The sequence below is a fragment of the Paraburkholderia jirisanensis genome (assembly GCF_054782355.1).
Genome location: NZ_BAAGSQ010000033.1, coordinates 1,359,165 through 1,375,423 on the forward strand (window position 1 = coordinate 1,359,165; position 16,259 = coordinate 1,375,423).

Below are 16,259 nucleotides of genomic sequence, written 5' to 3' on the forward strand. Positions count from 1 at the left end.
ATACATGTTTCAGCGAGCAGGTACGCAAGTTGCACAACGCTCGTATTGAACCGTATTGAACCGCCCGACGCTCACCGAACAGCAGGAGAAGACATGTCTAAAAGTAACTCACGAAATTCATGCGATCGCGGCATCGCCTTTATCGATTCGCAATTGTTGAGCCTGTGCACCCACGCGAGTTTGCTGGCCGACTGGATCGAGAAAGGCGAGAAGACGCCAGACCTGCATGCGATCGAACGCTTGTTAGCCGTGACGCATTCTCATCGCAAACATCAGGTACACAGCGAAGACGGCACGCCGAAGAAGGAGGCACCGCGCGCTCATGCCGTTGCATGGCCGGAGTTCGACAACGCGGCGCAGCGCATGGCCTTCGCGTTGCGCATTCCGAGTATCAACGCAATCGTGGCGGTGGCGGACTTCTTCGAAGTTCACCAGATGTCGGGCTCGAGATCGGCGGAAGTGCAGTTTCTGATGCGTCTGCGCGACGCCGCGTTAAACGAAAACACCTTCCGGATCGGCGCCGGTGATTACCTGCCTCATGCCGCGTATGCTGGCCTGATCGTCGACCAGAAACTGGATGGAACGCTGCTATTCGGCGATGGCATCAAGCCGGGCTTCATGGAGTTCGGCGATACGGTCGGCCTGCTACGCTATCTGGCGGAAATGCTGGGCAGCATCCAGACGGTAGTCAGCTCAGGCGACGCAGGCTGAAGAACCGGCACGACGCCGCTCTTCCCTTCTTCCCTGTCGCATTCAGGAGATCGTGTACCTGTTCTGGGGGCCGCCCTTATAGAGGGTTCTGGCAAGCCCCAGAATTTGTTCTCTATTGCGGTCGAAGGTCGCCAGCAACGAAGACTCGCCGGAACCCGCACCGGGGTTAAGCTTCGTCAGCATCGCGTCGTCGACCAGAAAGGCGATTTCGCGAGCCGCATTGTCGTAGCCCCAAAAGCACACGCAGTGCCTCGTCGCGTCGTACATGCGGCTCGGATTAGGAAAGCTCAGCGTCTCTGCATTTTTCATCTATTCACCAAAAGACATGTATCGCCACTTGCTCGCGTTGACGTTAAGGCGCGCATCCATGTCGCGCCGCTTCTGCGCACGCTCGCTCTCCGCCTGCTCCCGCGCGGAGACGCGCGCTTTCTGTTCGTTGACGTAGGCGTTTTGCCCTTCGAGCGAAGTGGTATATGTTTTCAATTTCGTTGGCATGCTGGCTCCTGCTGGTTCCATTAACAACGTGCGAAATCTGTACTCGCAGACCACCGAGGCCTAATGCCCCGACGACTTCATTCCTTCGGCTTCCATAGAAGCATTGCGCTCCTCGCTGGCCTCGATGGCGTCCATGGCTTCGTCGACGCTGGCAGTCGCCCGTTCCGTGGCCGAGCGGGTCGCGTCTACCATTGCACCGCACTCTGCGTCTTCGTCGCCCGGTGGGCGCAGCATGTCGTCGAGCATGGCTTGCAGCTCCGGCGTGTCCCATGGCTCACCGCGCTGCCTTTTCTGCTTGATGTAGTGCCTCACTTCCGCATCATGCTCCTGAGTCAGCGGAAGGCCGCGAAAAGTGCTTTGAGGGGTAGCTTCGACCATGACACTGCTCCGGCACGTCCAATCTTTCAAGTGTAGTCTCATTACGCTGAAAAGCCGTGACTATCGGTCGATGTATCGGGCATTCCCGTCCATCTGGAAGGCCACCGTACACGCTTATTGCAAATAGATCGCGACGTAACCGGTAAATGCGCCCAGAATGGACGGCAAGGCGGCCGCTCCGCGGTCGACGCATCTGGAGAAACACATGGCAAAGGGTCAACTACGCGGTAATCGCGAGGCAAAGAAGCCTAAACAGCCGAAAAAAGTACCGTCTCCAGCATCGGAAGTGTCATGGACGACCGCTACACGGACCTCCGCCGCCGGCGCACCTGCAAAAAAGAAATAACTCACACGTGAAGGCGCAGACAGGGATCTGCGTGTTGTGATCTTTCCCTTCCGCGCGCACTGCTTGTCGCAGTGCCATATGGGTTAGCCAGAGGCTGGCTCATTTCCTCTTCGCTCCTGGATTTGTCGCGCAACACGCGCGACGTAACGCACGCGCGCTTGTGCCGGGGTTCATCACGCCGGCAAGCCGTGCTCACGACCCGGAATTGTCGTAGCGATGGCGTCTTGCACGCCTTTCAATAACATCGCGCGCGCGGCGTTTTGCGTTATCCGCTAAAAACCACCTACCCGCAGGAAGGGCGTCTGTGAATACATTGCTTCAGTACGCCGCACGATTTCGCCCGCGCTCGCCGCCATGGACAGACACCGCGCCCGTGCGCGACGAACTATTCGGTGTCGAACGGCTAGAGCAGCACGCGCAAAGTCTCGCCGCCGCGCAACCCGTCACGAACAAACCGCCCATCGTGCTGGCGCTGCACACCCGGCTCAACGACAACGCTGCCGTCCTGCTTGCAGCGTACCGCGCAAGTGCCGCGGAACTGGAGCGCGGCCGGGGCGTGGAGCCCGCAGCCGAATGGCTGCTCGACAACTATCACCTCGTCGAAGAACAGATCCGCGAGATTCGCGACGATCTTCCACCAGGCTATTACCGTCAGTTGCCGAAGCTTGCTGCGGGCCCGTTCGCCGGTTATCCGCGCGTATTCGGCGTTGCATGGGCGTTCGTCGCGCATACCGACAGTTACTTCGATCCGCGGGTGCTGCGACGTTTCATCGATGCCTATCAACGGATTCAACCGCTGACGATCGGCGAACTATGGGCCGTGGCAATCACGTTGCGCATCGTGCTGATCGAGAATTTGCGACGTCTCGCCGACCAGATCACCGAAGGTCGCAGCGCGCATGCGGACGCCGACGCACTCACCGACCGTCTGCTCGAATCGGGCAGCGCGCGCTCCGCACTGGAAGCGGATATCGCCACACGTTCATCAGGCGTGTTGTCGGAGCCGTTTGCCGCGCAACTCGCCAAACGCTTGCGCGACCAGGATCCACGCACCACACCGGCGCTGGGCTGGCTGGAAGAGCGGCTGCAGCGCCAGGGCCTCTCCGTCGATGAAGTCGTGCAGCACGCACAGCAACGCCAGGGCGCGTCGAACGTTACGGTGCGCAACGTGATCACCAGCATTCGCCTGATCTCCGACATCGACTGGACGGAACTGTTCGAGAGCATGAGTCTGGTCGACGCGCGGTTGCGCGCGGGCAGCGCATTCGGCGCGATGGATTTTCCGACGCGCAATCTGTACCGCAGCGCAATCGAGCAACTGGCGCGCGGTTCATCCGCGAATGAACTGGAAATCGCCGATCTCGCGTTGGCGTTGGCGCACGCAGCCGTTGCAGCGGCGGGCGATACGGCACGCGCGGGACGTGCGGGGGAGCCCGGCTATCATCTGATCGCCGAAGGCCGGCGAGCACTCGAGCAGACACTGAAATTTCGACCGCCGCCGCGTCTGCGGGTCGCGCGGTTCAGCGTACGTCTGGGCATCCGCGGCTATGTCGGCACGATTCTGACGCTTGCCACGCTGCTGGTCGCGCTGACGTTGTGGGCGTTGTGGTCTCTGTGGTCCACAACGCCGCAAAATGCCGAGCTCTGGATACTCGCGTGCTTTGCGCTATGCGCATTCCTGCCTGCCACCGAGGTCGCGACGGCGCTCGTCAACCGCGCGGTGACGTGGAATTTCGGCGCGGTCACGTTACCCGGGCTTGAATTAACGGCGGGCGTGCCATCATCGCTGCGCACGCTGGTCGCGGTGCCGACGCTTCTGACCAGCGAGGCTGATTTGCGCGAGCAGATCGAACGTCTCGAGGTACATCATCTCGCGGGCGCGGGCGGCGATCTGTCGTTCGCGTTGCTGGCTGACGGGCTCGACGCCGATGAGGAAGTGCTGCCCGGCGATGCGCCTCTGCTCGCCATCGCGGCCGACGCGATCGAAGCATTGAACCGCCGGCACGGCCCAGGCCCGGCCGGCAGCCGTTTTCTGTTGCTGCATCGTCGCCGCTTGTACAACGCGAGCGAGAACAAATGGATGGGTTGGGAACGCAAACGCGGCAAGCTGCACGAACTCAACCGGCTGCTGCGCGGCGCGACCGATACGAACTTCATGCCGATCGCCGGGCGCGCACCGCAGGTACCGCCCGACGTGCGCTACGTCATCACGCTCGATGCCGATACGCGTCTACCGCGCGATGCCGCGCTGCGCCTGATAGGCAAGATGGCGCATCCGCTGAACCTGCCGCAATTCAGCGAAGACCAGCAACGCGTGGTCAACGGCTATGCGATCCTGCAACCGCGTGTCACGCCATCGCTACCTGTCGGTCAGGAAGGATCGCTTTATCAGCGCGTGTTCTCCGGTCCGGGCGGAATGGACCCGTATGCCGCAGCCGTATCCGACGTCTATCAGGACCTGTTCGGCGAAGGCTCGTTTACCGGTAAAGGCATCTACGACGTCGATGCATTCGAAGCCGCGTTGCATGGCCGCGTGCCGGAGAACGCGCTGCTCAGTCACGATCTGTTCGAGGGGGTGTTTGCGCGCGCGGGCCTCGCATCCGATGTCGAAGTGGTCGAGGAAGTGCCGTCGCGTTACGACGTCACGGCCAAGCGCCAGCATCGCTGGACACGCGGCGACTGGCAGTTGCTGCCATGGATCGCTGGGCAGCGGGGCCGTGTGCGGCCCGCGCTGCCGTCCATCGGCCGCTTCAAGATGCTCGACAATCTGCGCCGCTCGTTGCTCGCACCCACGCTGGTCGCCGCGTTCGCAGTGTGCTGGTTGATGCCGCTGCGCGCCGGGCTCGTGGGCGTATTGGCGATGCTGTGCGTGTTCGCCATTCCTGCGTTTCTGCCGACGCTATTTGCGCTGCTGCCGCGGCGTGCCGGAATTCGCCTGCGCAATCACCTGCGTGTGCTGGCCGCTGACGTGCGGCTAGCCGCGTTGCAGATTGCCTTGTCCGCTGCATTCGTCGCCGATCACGCATGGCGCATGGGCGATGCGATCGTCCGGACGCTGGTGCGGCTGCTCATCACGCGTCGCCATTTGCTCGAATGGACGACGGCGGCACAGTCGAAGGCGAGCCCGCGCCTCGATTGGCGCGGCTTTTATCGACAGATGACCGGTGGTATCACGCTCGCCGTCGTGCTGTGCGCCGGCGCTCTGGTCCTTGAACCGGCGCATTGGCCACTCGTGCTGCCGTTTGCATTGCTGTGGCTCGCCGCACCGGCGCTTGCATTGTGGTCGAGCCGTTCACCGGCCGTCGCCGGACGTTTTGCGATGTCTGATGCAAACGCCCGCGACCTGCGCCTGATCGCGCGCCGCACATGGCGTTTCTTCGAGACCTTCGTTACGCCGCTCGAAAACATGCTGCCTCCCGATAACTTCCAGGAGGATCCGAAGCCGGTCATCGCACAGCGCACTTCACCGACCAACCTGGGGCTGTATCTGCTGTCCGCTATCGTCGCGCGCGATTTCGGCTGGGCGGGGACCGCGGAAACCGTCGACCGTCTCGAAGCCGCCTTCGCTTCGATGCAGAAACTGCAGCGTTTCAAGGGCCATTTCTACAACTGGTACGACACGCGGGACCTGCGGGCATTGGCTCCTGCGTATGTCTCGTCGGTCGATAGCGGCAATCTCGCTGGCCATCTGATTGCGCTTGCCAATGCGTGCGAAGAGTGGCTACCCGCGACGCTGGCTCCCGCTGCCAGGTCCGGCATACGCGATAACCTGCAACTCGCGCGCGAGGCAGTCAATGCGCTGCCGGCGGCAAACGCGGAGCATGGCAAGCAGCTCGTCGAGATTTTCGAGGAAATCGATGCACACCTGCGCGGCCCGCAGATGCTCGATGCGTTGTCGCCGTCGCTGATCCGGCTCACGAAGAAGGCCGCGCAGACGACGCGCGCGATCATGCCCGCGGGTGGCGACGACAGTTATGCCGATCTGATGTTCTGGATCGAAGCGTTGAACCGCAGCGTCAGCGAGCACCGTCGCGACCGGCAGCAACTTGTCGCCGCACCGGAGCTTCTGCAAGCGCGTCTGCGCTCGCTTGCCGACACGTCGCGCGCGATGGCGCTCGGGATGGACTTCGCGTTTCTGCTCGATCAGGATCGCAAGCTATTGTCGATTGGCTATTCGCAAGCGGATAACAGTCTCGATACGAGTTGCTATGACCTGCTCGCATCCGAAGCGCGATTAGCGAGCCTGTTTGCGATCGCGAAGGCGGATGTGACGACGCGTCACTGGTTTCGCCTCGGCCGCGCCGCGACGCCGGTCGGCAACGGTTCAGCGCTGATCTCGTGGTCGGGGTCGATGTTCGAGTATCTGATGCCTTCGCTGGTGATGCGTGCGCCGGTCGGCAGTTTGCTTGAACAGACCAGCCGGCTGGTGGTGGAACGGCAGATGTCGTATGCAAAATCGCTCGGCATGCCGTGGGGCATTTCGGAGTCTGCGTATCAGGCCCGCGACATGGAATTCAACTACCAGTACTCGAACTTCGGCGTACCGGGTCTCGGCCTGAAACGCGGCCTCTCCGAAAACCGGGTCATCGCACCTTATGCGACAGGCCTCGCGACGATGGTCGCTCCGCAGGCCGCGCTCGAGAATTATGCGCAACTCGCGAAACTCGGTGCAATGGGCCGCTACGGCTTCTACGAAGCGCTCGACTTTACCCGCGCACGTTTGCCCGATACAGAGCGCTTCGCGATCGTCCGCAGTTTCATGGCGCACCATCAGGGCATGACGATCGTCGCGATCGCCAACACCTTGCTTGATGCAGAGATGCGAGCGCGCTTTCACCGCGAGCCGATGATCCAGGCCAGCGAACTGCTGCTGCAGGAACGCATGCCGCGCGACGTCGCGGTGGCCCAACCGCGCGCCGAGGAAGTGAACACGTCCGCAGCGGACACCGCCACGATGCCGCCGACGATCCGTCGCGTGTCCGAGACGACAGCCGCCAACGGTCCGCCGATTACGCATCTGCTGTCGAACGGACGGTATGTGGTGATGCTCACCGCGACCGGCTCCGGCTACAGCCGCTGGCGTGAACTCGCCATTACACGCTGGCGCGAAGACGCGACCCGCGACCACTGGGGTTCGTTTATCTACCTGCGCGATACGTTGGGCACACAGGTATGGTCCGCTAGCGCGCAACCGGTCGCTTCCGAACCCGAGTACGGCGACGTTGTGTTCGGCGAAGATCACGCGGAATTTACCCGCCGCGACGGCTCGCTGACCACCACCATGGACGTGCTGGTGTCCGGCGAAGCGAACGGCGAAGTGCGTCGCGTATCGCTCGCAAACAGCGGGCGCAGCACGCGCGAAATCGAACTGACCTCGTACGCCGAACTCGCGTTGGCGACGCCCGCCGCTGACAACGCGCATCCGGCTTTTTCGCGGATGTTTGTGCAGACCGAGCATCTCGCCGAATTCGAAGCGCTGGTGGCGACGCGGCGCCCGCGTTCGCACGAGGAAACCCAGGTATGGGCTGCGCATTTTGCCGTGGTCGAGGGCGAGATCGTCGCCGAGCCGCAGTACGAAACGGACCGGCTGCGCTTTCTGGGCCGCGGGGGCCATGCACGCTCGGCCGCGTCGATCGTCGATGACCAGCCGCTGTCCAATACCACCGGCACCGTGCTCGATCCGGTCTTCTCGCTGCGCTATCGCGTACAGGTTCCGCCGGGCAAGGTGGTGCGCGTAACGTTCTGGACGGTGGTAGCCGAATCGCGCGCGCAATTGCTCGATCTGATCGATCAGCACCACGATCGCAACGCGTTCGATCGCGCGAAGACACTTGCGTGGACGCAAGCCCAGGTGCAATTGCGCTACCTCGACGTCGAGGCCGAAGAAGCCGCCGATTTTCAACGGCTCGCGGCGCCGATCCTGTACGCCGATGCGCGCTTCAGGGCCACGCCCGACGCCATCGTTCGCGGCGCTGGCGCACAGTCGGGCTTGTGGCCGCACGCGATCTCAGGCGACCTGCCGATCGTGCTGCTGCGTATCGGCGATGTCGAAGATATCGCGCAGGTGCTGCAGCTTTTGAAGGCACACGAATACTGGCGCATGAAGCGGCTGGCGGTCGATCTCGTGATCGTCAACGAACGGGTTTCGTCGTACATGCAGGAGTTGCAGGGAGCGATCGAAACGGCGGTGCGCAGCAGCCAGTCGCGCCCCCGCTTTGATGGCGAACTCGCGCAAGGAGCAGTCTATGTGCTGCGTGCCGACCTGATGAGCGTCGAGACACGGGCGCTGCTGCTATCGGCCGCGCGCGTTACGCTGCTTGCGCGCCGCGGCTCCATCGCCACCCAGCTTGGCTACCTGTCGCAAAGATCGGCACAGCCGGCCATGCCGCGCCGTCAAAAAACGCCTTGGTTATCGTCGTGGCCGGCGACGCCCGATCTGTCCGCGGTGCCAACGCTCACAGCAGGCCTCGAATTTTTCAATGGCCTCGGCGGCTTTGGCCGCAACGGCAGCGAATACGTGACCGTGCTCACCGGGCACGCCAGCACACCTGCGCCATGGATCAATGTGATTGCGAACCCCGGCTTCGGCTTTCACGTCGCGGCGGAAGGCACCGGTTATACGTGGGCCGACAGCAGCCGGGAAAACCAGCTCACGCCATGGTCGAACGATCCCGTCGAAGACCCGGCAGGCGAAGCCATCTACGTGCGCGACGAAAGCACCGGCGACGTATGGACGCCCACAGCACAGCCGATTCGCGACGGCGGCGTGTATGTCGCGCGTCACGGGTACGGCTACAGCCGCTTCGAGCACGAAGCGAACGGCATCGCACTTGGCTTGCTGCAATACGTGCCGCTTGCCGACCCGGTGAAGATTACCCGGCTCACGCTACGCAATCTGTCCGGCCGCAGAAGGCGGTTGTCGGTGACGGCGTGGCTCGAATGGGTGCTGGGGACCTCGCGAGGCGCATCGGGACCATTCGTCGTGACGGAAATCGATTCGCTTACGGGCGCGATGCTCGCACGCAACCCATGGAATACCGCCTTCGGCACGCGCATCGCATTCGCCGACCTGGGCGGCCAGCAAACCGCGTGGACAGCGGATCGCACCGAGTTCCTCGGCCGTCACGGCGACCCGGCTGCGCCCGCGGCATTGACCGGCAACACGCCGCTGTCCGGCGCGACCGGCGCGGGGCTCGATCCCTGCGCGGCAATGCAGACTTTCGTCGATCTGGGTGCGTACGAGACGGTGGAAGTGGTCGCGTTCGTCGGGCAATGCGCGTCCGTCGCCGACGCGCGAGCGCTGATCGAACGCTATCGTGCAGCAGACCTCGATGCGGTGCTTGCCGAGGTGACACGCCATTGGCAGGACGTGCTGGGCGCCGTCCAGGTCAGGACGCCCGATCGGGCGATGGACCTGATGCTCAACGGCTGGCTGCTGTATCAGACGCTTGCATGCCGGGTCGAAGCGCGTTCCGCGTTCTATCAGGCGAGCGGCGCGTACGGCTTCCGCGACCAGTTGCAGGACATGATGGCGCTGACGCACGTGCGACCGCTCGACACGCGCAGGCATTTGCTACGCGCCGCGTCGCGGCAATTCGTCGAAGGCGATTTTCAGCATTGGTGGCTGCCGCACTCGGGGCAAGGCGTGCGCACACGCATCTCCGACGACCGCGTGTGGCTCGCCTACGCGGCTGCGACGTATATCGGCTGCACGGGCGATCGCGCGGTGCTGGACGAGGCCGTGCCCTTCCTCGACGGACCGCTGCTGCAGCCCGACGAGCACGACACCTTCTTCCAGCCGATGCTCGCGGAGGAATCTGCTTCACTGTTCGAACATTGCGCGCGGGGCCTCGATCAATGTATCGAATTGACCGGCGCGCATGGTTTGCCGCTGATCGGCACGGGCGACTGGAACGACGGGATGAATCGCGTCGGCGCTGACGGTCAGGGAGAAAGTGTGTGGCTTGGCTGGTTGCTGTTGCGGACCATCGAGCTATTCGCGCCGTTCGCGCAATCGCATGATCCTGCGCGTGGCGCGCGCTGGCGCGCGCATGCGGTGTCGGTGCGCGAGGCACTGGAGCGTGATGCATGGGATGGCGAATGGTATCGCCGCGCGACTTTCGACGACGGTAGCTGGCTCGGTTCGAGCACTAACGAAGAATGCCGGATCGATTCGATTGCGCAGTCGTGGGCGGTACTGTCAGGTGCGGCCGATCCGCAGCGCGCGCAGCTTGCGATGGCGGCGCTGGACAAACAACTGATCCGTCGCGATGACGGAATTGCGCTGCTGTTCACGCCACCGTTCGACAAGTCGTCGCACGATCCGGGCTATATCAAGGGCTATCCGCCGGGGCTGCGCGAGAACGGCGGCCAGTATAGCCATGCCGCGATGTGGGCGATCTTCGCGTTCGCGAAGCTGCGCGACGGCAACCGGGCAGCGGGCTTGTTTTCGCTGCTCAATCCGGTGAATCATTCGCGTACGCCGACGGAAACCGCGCGCTACAAGGTCGAGCCCTACGTCGTCGCAGCCGACGTCTACTCGGTCGCGCCGCATGTCGGGCGTGGCGGCTGGACGTGGTACACGGGGTCAGCTGGGTGGATGTACCGCGCGGGGGTCGAGGGCATTCTGGGGATTCGCAGGGAAGGCAATTTTCTGGTGGTGAATCCCTGCATTCCAGACTCGTGGCCGGGCTTTGAAGCAACGGTCTATGTGCATGCGACGCGCTACGAGATCCGGGTGGAATCGGCCCCAGGCGCACGTGAGATGCATGGTGTGCTCGACAATAAGGCTGTCGATTGCAGTGGCGAAGGCGTGCATGTGCCGCTTGATGGCGGCTCGCATACGCTGTCGATTACGGTGTGCCCGGGTGTGGCTGAGGAAATCGACGCGCGGGAGCCCGCCGTGTGACGTGCAAAGGGCCGGCCGCATGATGCGGCCCCCTTGTAGATGTGACATCGCGACGCCAGCGCGGCTGTCGCGTTGCCAGCCCGGCTCTCAGTCAGGCGTCTGCGCCATCCGCAGCGAGACCGCGACGCAGCAACTCCTCCACCAGACCCGTCATACCCTCCGGGTGAGTGGCGGCGCGTTCCTTCAGTTCGTTCACCAGCTCGGCGTTGAGCTTGCACGCGAACGGCACGAGCCCTTTCGCCTGATCCAGCTTGCGCTGCTCGCGCCGGTCCGGCGTTTCAGCCGCGCCCTTGCCGAAGCGCTCTGAGCGCGCCGCGTTCATCGAGTGAGTCAGTTTGAGCGCCTTGTTCTTTTCAAGGTCGGTCTTTTTCATTGCCATGCAATCGTGCCCCAGTTGGAATCGGTGGCACGTATTGTACGCAGTGCGCGGGGGTTCGCCGAAAACTGCCGGTCGGCGACGGTCCGTCGCGCGTCATTTCGTCAATCGTTCACCGAAAGCACCAGCGTCGGCGCGGGAATATCCTTCGCGTCGATCTCGACATGCAACGGCGCTACCGCCGTCCCAATCGCGAAGAATTCGATCACGTGGCTTTCCCAGCGATACGACTTCTCGTGAATGATCGTGCCGATCACGCCTTCCGCTTTCGCGGTCTGCGCTTCGACCTGCATGCGCTCGATGGCGAGTTCGCGAGCGCTGTAGATCGCCTGCGTGAACTGCTCCAGTTCGACGTTGCGGCCGGCCTGCGCGAACGCCTTGAGCACACCGCGATGCGCGACGTGATACACGCAGTTGCCCATCACCAGTTCGATCGGGCGATAACCCGAATTGAGCAGCGTATAGAAGTCCTGCCCGGAAAGATCCGACGTGAACGGACCGCCATCATGCGCGCGGAAACCTTCGCGATCGTGGTTGTGAACCACGCCCGTACCGATCGCGACAAACTCCAGAATGTCCGCGTCCCACTCTACGTGCTTGATCTCGAGCCGCACGCCGACGATGCCGTCCGCGCCCATGCCGCGCGCTTCCTCGCGCATACGCGACATCGCGAGTTCCCGCGCGTGATACATCGCTTGCGACAACACCTCGAGCTCCTGATTCTTGCTCCATGAGCCGTACTGGATGCCGACGTGATAAATGCTGCTGCCCACACACAGGCCGATCGGCTCGAAACCCGCCTTGCGCACCAGCAGAAACTCGTTGACGGAAAGATCCGACGTGAACACCGCCGTCGGATGCGCTTTACTGCGCAAACCTTGCAGACGTGCGCGCGCGTTGGCGGGAAGTTGAGTAGCTGCGGTCTGTGTCTGGGTGTCGGCCATGCTGGTCTCTCTCGGCGATAAGTGATTCAGATTCCGTCGGCGTATGAATTGTGGTGAACTGAGCCGGCGCGCAGATTGTCCGGCTTGTCGCTCAGGTCGAGCACGAGCTCGATCGGGTGATCGAACGTGGCGCCTTCCTTGCAATCGACTACCGTGCCGATCACGATGTGCCTTCCGAGTAAGCGACCCGGTTCGGGTTTCTCGACCATGAACAGTTGACTGAACTGCAGCTGCGCGAGCACGCCCGTGCCTTGGCGCGCGGCATCGGCGCGTAAATCGGCATGCGCACTGCGGCGGATACGCTCCCAGAACGCCGTGGTTTGCGTCAGCGCCTGGTTGTTGCGCCAGCCGTAGCTTTTGGCGGCATCCAGCGGCCCGTTGCTCCATTGGAAGCGCGCGCCCACGGCGAGGCCCACCGGGACGATGCCGGCTTCCAGCAGCTTGATGAATTCGAGCGCAGGTACAGTCGAGACGATCGGCGACGTGCTCGGTTGCAATCCTTCGATACGTACTGCCGTGCCCACCAGCGAGTAATCCATGCTGTTTTCGATCTCGACGTCGACGGTCATCATCCGCGTATCGATGACGGCATTGGCGCCGAGCGCTGCTGCTTCGCGCTGCAGACGGCGCATGGCTTCGTTCCAGCCTTGCGCGTGACCTTCCGTCCATGAGAAGCCGTAGTGCATCCAGCAAGTCGCCGCGATCGGCGCAATCATCTTGAGGCCATGCGTGCGCGCCAATGCCATTTCCGGAGCGGTCAGCGTGGAGACCCATGGCAGCGCGCCGCTCTTCGAATCGGCGAGACGCTGATGGACGAAGCGCGGAACGCCGTCTTCATCGAAGAACGATTGTTGTGGAACCGCAGGCTGCGCGTTGCCGCCGCCGAATAGCGAACTCAACCATCCCATGAATGCTCCCCGTCTTTCCGTAGCGTCAAAGCGACGACAGCAATTCCGCAATCGCGCGGCCCTGATTCGTGGTGTCGCGTACGTGTGTCATCAGGCCGCTCATCCAGGCATGCGCATCGACGTCGCGTGTCGATAGCACTACACCTCTGACTTTCTTTTCGACCTGAGTTGTCAGCCGATGGCCGTCGTTCATCCGCATCACGTAGGTCTCGTTGTCGAACACGACCGAGATGCCGATTACCTGTTCTTTCTTGCGGAAGAATCCGCTGCGCGACTTGTCGATTCGCGTGTGGTCCGGTAATGCGTGCGAGACGATTGCTACGAAACGATCGAAAAACTCGGCACGGTCCGCTTCGGCGCGACGTAGCCAGGCGGCGGCCAGGTCGAAGTTCTCCAATGAGGTGGCATCGCTGGCGCTTGCGTTTGCACTTCCGCTTACGCCCGATAGACGCTCGAGGTCGCCCATTTTTTAAGGCTCCAGGCGGTTCGCGAGCGCTTGCGTCTGCACGCCGCGCATTCCTGCGACCAGCTTGTCGCGCACTTCGATCAGCTTTTGTTCGCGCTCGCGATCCTGCGCGAGGACCTGGCGCTCGATGTCCTGAACTTCCATCATCGTTTCGATCGACTGATTGGCCGCGAGGGCCAAGGCCTCGATATTGCGCGGATCGCCGCCGAGACTGCGGGCTGCGTCCACCGCCGCCTCGTGGCTGCCCTGCGTGGCGAGCGCGGTGATCTGACGGGCGGCTTCGTCAAGCTTCTCGCTTTCCTCGCCGGCGCGCCGCGTGTCCGCTTGCACGACGGCCTGCGCGGCAACCGCCATCAGACGCGGAATCGTCACCATGATGCCGGTGCTGAGCTTGCTGACACGCGTTTCGGCGGCTTTGCGATTCGATGCGATCAACGGGATCAGGCTGGCGGCGGAGATCATCGCTTCGCGCAAGTCTGCGATCCGGCCACGGAAGTTGGCGAGCGTGTTGCGGTAATCCATCGCGATCGCCGCGTCGCCGGCTGTGTTGGTGCGCAGTGCGGTTTGACGCAGTTGCTCGGCTTCGTCGATGCCGCGATCGAGCGCGAGTTGCATCGCCGCGATGCAGATCGAGAGCTCGGACACGCCCGTGCGCACCGATTGCGATTGCTGATCGAGTTGCTGGATCGTGACCATCAGATCGGCTTTGATACGCCGGGCTCGCGCGACTTCGTCGTCCATCAGCGCGAGGAACGCCTTACGATTTTCCTGGAAGGATTTGACTGCGCCGTGCGCGACTTTGCCGAGCCTGCCGAGGCGGCTCAACAGGCCTGTCGCTTTCGGTGCAACTTCGTGCGCTTCCTGCTGCAAGTCTTCGATTCGCAGGATCTTGATGCCGTCGATCACGGCCGCGGCGATGCGGCCGATTTCACCGGCCTCGCCTACCGTGGTTTCTGAAAGCAGACGGCGTGAGGCTGCGGCGAGCGGCTGCAATGCATTGTCGACGAAGGTCAGCGTTGAGGTGGCGTCGTCGAAGCGGATGCTGTTTGCGCGCTCTTCCGCGATTGCGCGCTGCGGGGCGGGAAGCGACGCCAGATCGACGAGACGCGCGATTGGCGCCATCGGCGTAAGCATTTCCTGCGGTATGAGCGCGGGTAACGCTGGTTCAGCGGGCGCGAGTGACGCTTCCGTGGTGCTGAGCGGAGCGCTTTCCGGATCGAGATAGGCCGTCAGGTCTAACGGCGCCTCGGATGAATTATCAGGGGTCGATTTTGACGCTGGATCGCTCATACCAGTGCTTGCCGAAGAGTCGAGAAACCGAAAGGCCACATGCGTGGCGATACTTACTGATTTAATACAGGTGCAAGGTAATTATTTCCAAGGCTTTCAATAATATTCGTCGGCTTGCGGCCTTGGGGTTTAAATCGGTCTGGCGAATTTATAGCATGCATTTGTGGGGCGATGCGTAGGGTGTGTTGGGAAAAATGCAGGAAACCTGATGCAGTTGTCATCAAATAAACATGCTGGACGCATTGCTCTACGATGCAGCTTTAAAAAGCCTTGCACGCGGCTGAGAAACGCTCTATATGCATACTGCGGCCGGATGCGCCGCTCGGGAAGAAAATCATTTAACCACTCAGGGATGGGGGATGTGATGGCGAGCACATTGGATTTGCTTAGGAACAAGCGGGAGAGGCGCTTTAAGTGGACCATGATCGTGATTGGTGTCCTGCTGTGGATCGTCATTGCGCAGGTCACATACAACCACTGGAATGATCCTAAGGCGGGGCGGATCCTTCACATCTACGTGGGGTATGGCGTTGCGTTTGCGATCTTCTATTGGTTGATGGGCGCAGCGTATCGTGCGTCGGCGTTCGGCAATATGGTGCTGTTGAGCGAGGAGCAGTTTCCGGAGTTCCACGCGATGATTGTTGAGGCGTCGCGGGAGATTGGGCTGGCGGAGCCGCCTAAGACTTTTATCTATAACTCGAATGGGATCTTTAACGCTTATGCTCGGCGGTTGCTGGGTGGGAGGTATGTGTTTTTGACGGGGGCCCTGGTTGAGGCGAATAGCGATGCGCAAGTGCGGTTCGTGATTGGGCATGAGTTGGGGCATCATGCGGCGGGACATCTGAATCCGTGGGTTAATGTGCTTAAGATGCCGGCTTATGTTGTGCCGTTTTTGGGGAAGGCTTACTCGCGGTCGCGGGAATATACGTGTGACAGTATTGGGGCTTATCTGTCGAAGGATGCGCATGCTTCGCGAGGGGCGTTGCAGATGTTGGGGTGTGGGTGCAGGCGGTTGAATGCGTCGATGAATACTAAGGCGTTTATCGACCAGGAAAGGATGGTGCCGCCGGTTTTTGGGTTTCTTACCGAGATTTTCAGGTCGCATCCGAGGTTGACGCGACGGGTGGCGGCGATTAATAGCGGTGTGGCGGGGCATGCGCATGGGGGGTTTGAGAGTGTGGCGCGGGAGCCGGAGTTTAGTGTTGGGGCGCGTACGTTGAAGTCGGAGTGAGGGAAGTCTGGTTGGGCTGTTGCTGGTGGCGACGGGTGGGTTATGGGGGTGTTCACGTGTGGCTGTGATCGCCTGCTTCACTCGTCGCAAAGCTACCTAGAACGTAAGCGAGTTCTCAGCACCGTCTGGAACTGAGCATTGAGTTTGGCTACTTTGGTGTCCACCAAATTTTATAGTGGGCGCAATCGTGGACAGACCAGCACAAG

11 protein-coding genes are annotated in these 16,259 nt (G+C 62.1%); 3 read left to right on the plus strand and 8 right to left on the minus strand.

The features are described from left to right. Positions 1 to 93 precede the first annotated feature (93 nt). Positions 94 to 711 carry a hypothetical protein gene (locus ACYVNQ_RS38125; protein WP_460911137.1) on the plus strand — a complete coding sequence of 206 codons (618 nt, stop codon included), beginning with the start codon at positions 94 to 96 and terminating at the stop codon, positions 709 to 711. A 42-nt stretch (positions 712 to 753) separates the two neighbouring features. Here the strand turns inward: ACYVNQ_RS38125 and ACYVNQ_RS38130 are convergent, their stop codons facing one another. Genes ACYVNQ_RS38130 through ACYVNQ_RS38140 form a run of 3 tightly spaced genes read right to left on the minus strand, consistent with a single transcriptional unit; the run spans position 754 to position 1,584 of the window. Next, positions 754 to 1,020 carry a DUF1488 family protein gene (locus ACYVNQ_RS38130; RefSeq protein ID WP_460911139.1) on the minus strand — a complete coding sequence of 89 codons (267 nt, stop codon included), beginning with the start codon at positions 1,018 to 1,020 and terminating at the stop codon, positions 754 to 756. Further along, positions 1,021 to 1,206, minus strand: a complete 186-nt coding sequence (locus ACYVNQ_RS38135; RefSeq protein WP_460911141.1) for a hypothetical protein — start codon at positions 1,204 to 1,206, stop codon at positions 1,021 to 1,023. A 60-nt stretch (positions 1,207 to 1,266) separates the two neighbouring features. Continuing rightward, positions 1,267 to 1,584, minus strand: a complete 318-nt coding sequence (locus ACYVNQ_RS38140) for a hypothetical protein (RefSeq protein WP_460911143.1) — start codon at positions 1,582 to 1,584, stop codon at positions 1,267 to 1,269. 650 nt (positions 1,585 to 2,234) lie between these two features. Between ACYVNQ_RS38140 and ACYVNQ_RS38145 the strand changes: the two genes are divergently transcribed. Next, positions 2,235 to 10,838: a GH36-type glycosyl hydrolase domain-containing protein gene (locus ACYVNQ_RS38145; protein WP_460911145.1), complete on the plus strand. Its 8,604-nt coding sequence runs from the start codon at positions 2,235 to 2,237 to the stop codon at positions 10,836 to 10,838. Positions 10,839 to 10,929: 91 nt separating this feature from the next. Here the strand turns inward: ACYVNQ_RS38145 and ACYVNQ_RS38150 are convergent, their stop codons facing one another. The 5 genes from ACYVNQ_RS38150 to ACYVNQ_RS38170 all read right to left on the minus strand — a co-directional run bounded on the left by ACYVNQ_RS38150 (position 10,930) and on the right by ACYVNQ_RS38170 (position 14,654). Then, positions 10,930 to 11,217, minus strand: a complete 288-nt coding sequence (locus tag ACYVNQ_RS38150) for a hypothetical protein (RefSeq protein ID WP_460911147.1) — start codon at positions 11,215 to 11,217, stop codon at positions 10,930 to 10,932. Between the two features lie 101 nt (positions 11,218 to 11,318). After that, positions 11,319 to 12,158, minus strand: coding sequence for a heavy metal-binding domain-containing protein (locus ACYVNQ_RS38155; protein WP_460911149.1), 840 nt, complete (start codon positions 12,156 to 12,158; stop codon positions 11,319 to 11,321). Positions 12,159 to 12,184: 26 nt separating this feature from the next. Beyond that, complete coding sequence (locus ACYVNQ_RS38160; RefSeq protein ID WP_460911151.1) at positions 12,185 to 13,066, minus strand: heavy metal-binding domain-containing protein; 882 nt, start codon at positions 13,064 to 13,066, stop codon at positions 12,185 to 12,187. A gap of 25 nt (positions 13,067 to 13,091) precedes the next feature. Continuing rightward, positions 13,092 to 13,532 carry a hypothetical protein gene (locus tag ACYVNQ_RS38165; protein WP_460911153.1) on the minus strand — a complete coding sequence of 147 codons (441 nt, stop codon included), beginning with the start codon at positions 13,530 to 13,532 and terminating at the stop codon, positions 13,092 to 13,094. Between the two features lie 3 nt (positions 13,533 to 13,535). Beyond that, positions 13,536 to 14,654 (minus strand): toxic anion resistance protein, encoded by a 1,119-nt coding sequence (locus ACYVNQ_RS38170; protein WP_460911155.1) that lies wholly within the window; start codon positions 14,652 to 14,654, stop codon positions 13,536 to 13,538. Positions 14,655 to 15,030: 376 nt separating this feature from the next. Between ACYVNQ_RS38170 and ACYVNQ_RS38175 the strand changes: the two genes are divergently transcribed. After that, positions 15,031 to 16,053 carry a M48 family metallopeptidase gene (locus tag ACYVNQ_RS38175; protein WP_460911157.1) on the plus strand — a complete coding sequence of 341 codons (1,023 nt, stop codon included), beginning with the start codon at positions 15,031 to 15,033 and terminating at the stop codon, positions 16,051 to 16,053. Positions 16,054 to 16,259: the final 206 nt, after the last annotated feature.

Coding starts and splice junctions, on each gene's coding strand:
- ACYVNQ_RS38130 (WP_460911139.1), bottom strand. CDS start 1,020: ATGAAAAATGCAGAGACGCTGAGCTTTCCTAATCCGAGCCGCATGTAC.
- ACYVNQ_RS38150 (WP_460911147.1), bottom strand. CDS start 11,217: ATGGCAATGAAAAAGACCGACCTTGAAAAGAACAAGGCGCTCAAACTG.
- ACYVNQ_RS38140 (WP_460911143.1), bottom strand. CDS start 1,584: ATGGTCGAAGCTACCCCTCAAAGCACTTTTCGCGGCCTTCCGCTGACT.
- ACYVNQ_RS38175 (WP_460911157.1), top strand. CDS start 15,031: ATGCAGTTGTCATCAAATAAACATGCTGGACGCATTGCTCTACGATGC.
- ACYVNQ_RS38155 (WP_460911149.1), bottom strand. CDS start 12,158: ATGGCCGACACCCAGACACAGACCGCAGCTACTCAACTTCCCGCCAAC.
- ACYVNQ_RS38170 (WP_460911155.1), bottom strand. CDS start 14,654: ATGGCGCCAATCGCGCGTCTCGTCGATCTGGCGTCGCTTCCCGCCCCG.
- ACYVNQ_RS38125 (WP_460911137.1), top strand. CDS start 94: ATGTCTAAAAGTAACTCACGAAATTCATGCGATCGCGGCATCGCCTTT.
- ACYVNQ_RS38160 (WP_460911151.1), bottom strand. CDS start 13,066: ATGGGATGGTTGAGTTCGCTATTCGGCGGCGGCAACGCGCAGCCTGCG.
- ACYVNQ_RS38135 (WP_460911141.1), bottom strand. CDS start 1,206: ATGCCAACGAAATTGAAAACATATACCACTTCGCTCGAAGGGCAAAAC.
- ACYVNQ_RS38165 (WP_460911153.1), bottom strand. CDS start 13,532: ATGGGCGACCTCGAGCGTCTATCGGGCGTAAGCGGAAGTGCAAACGCA.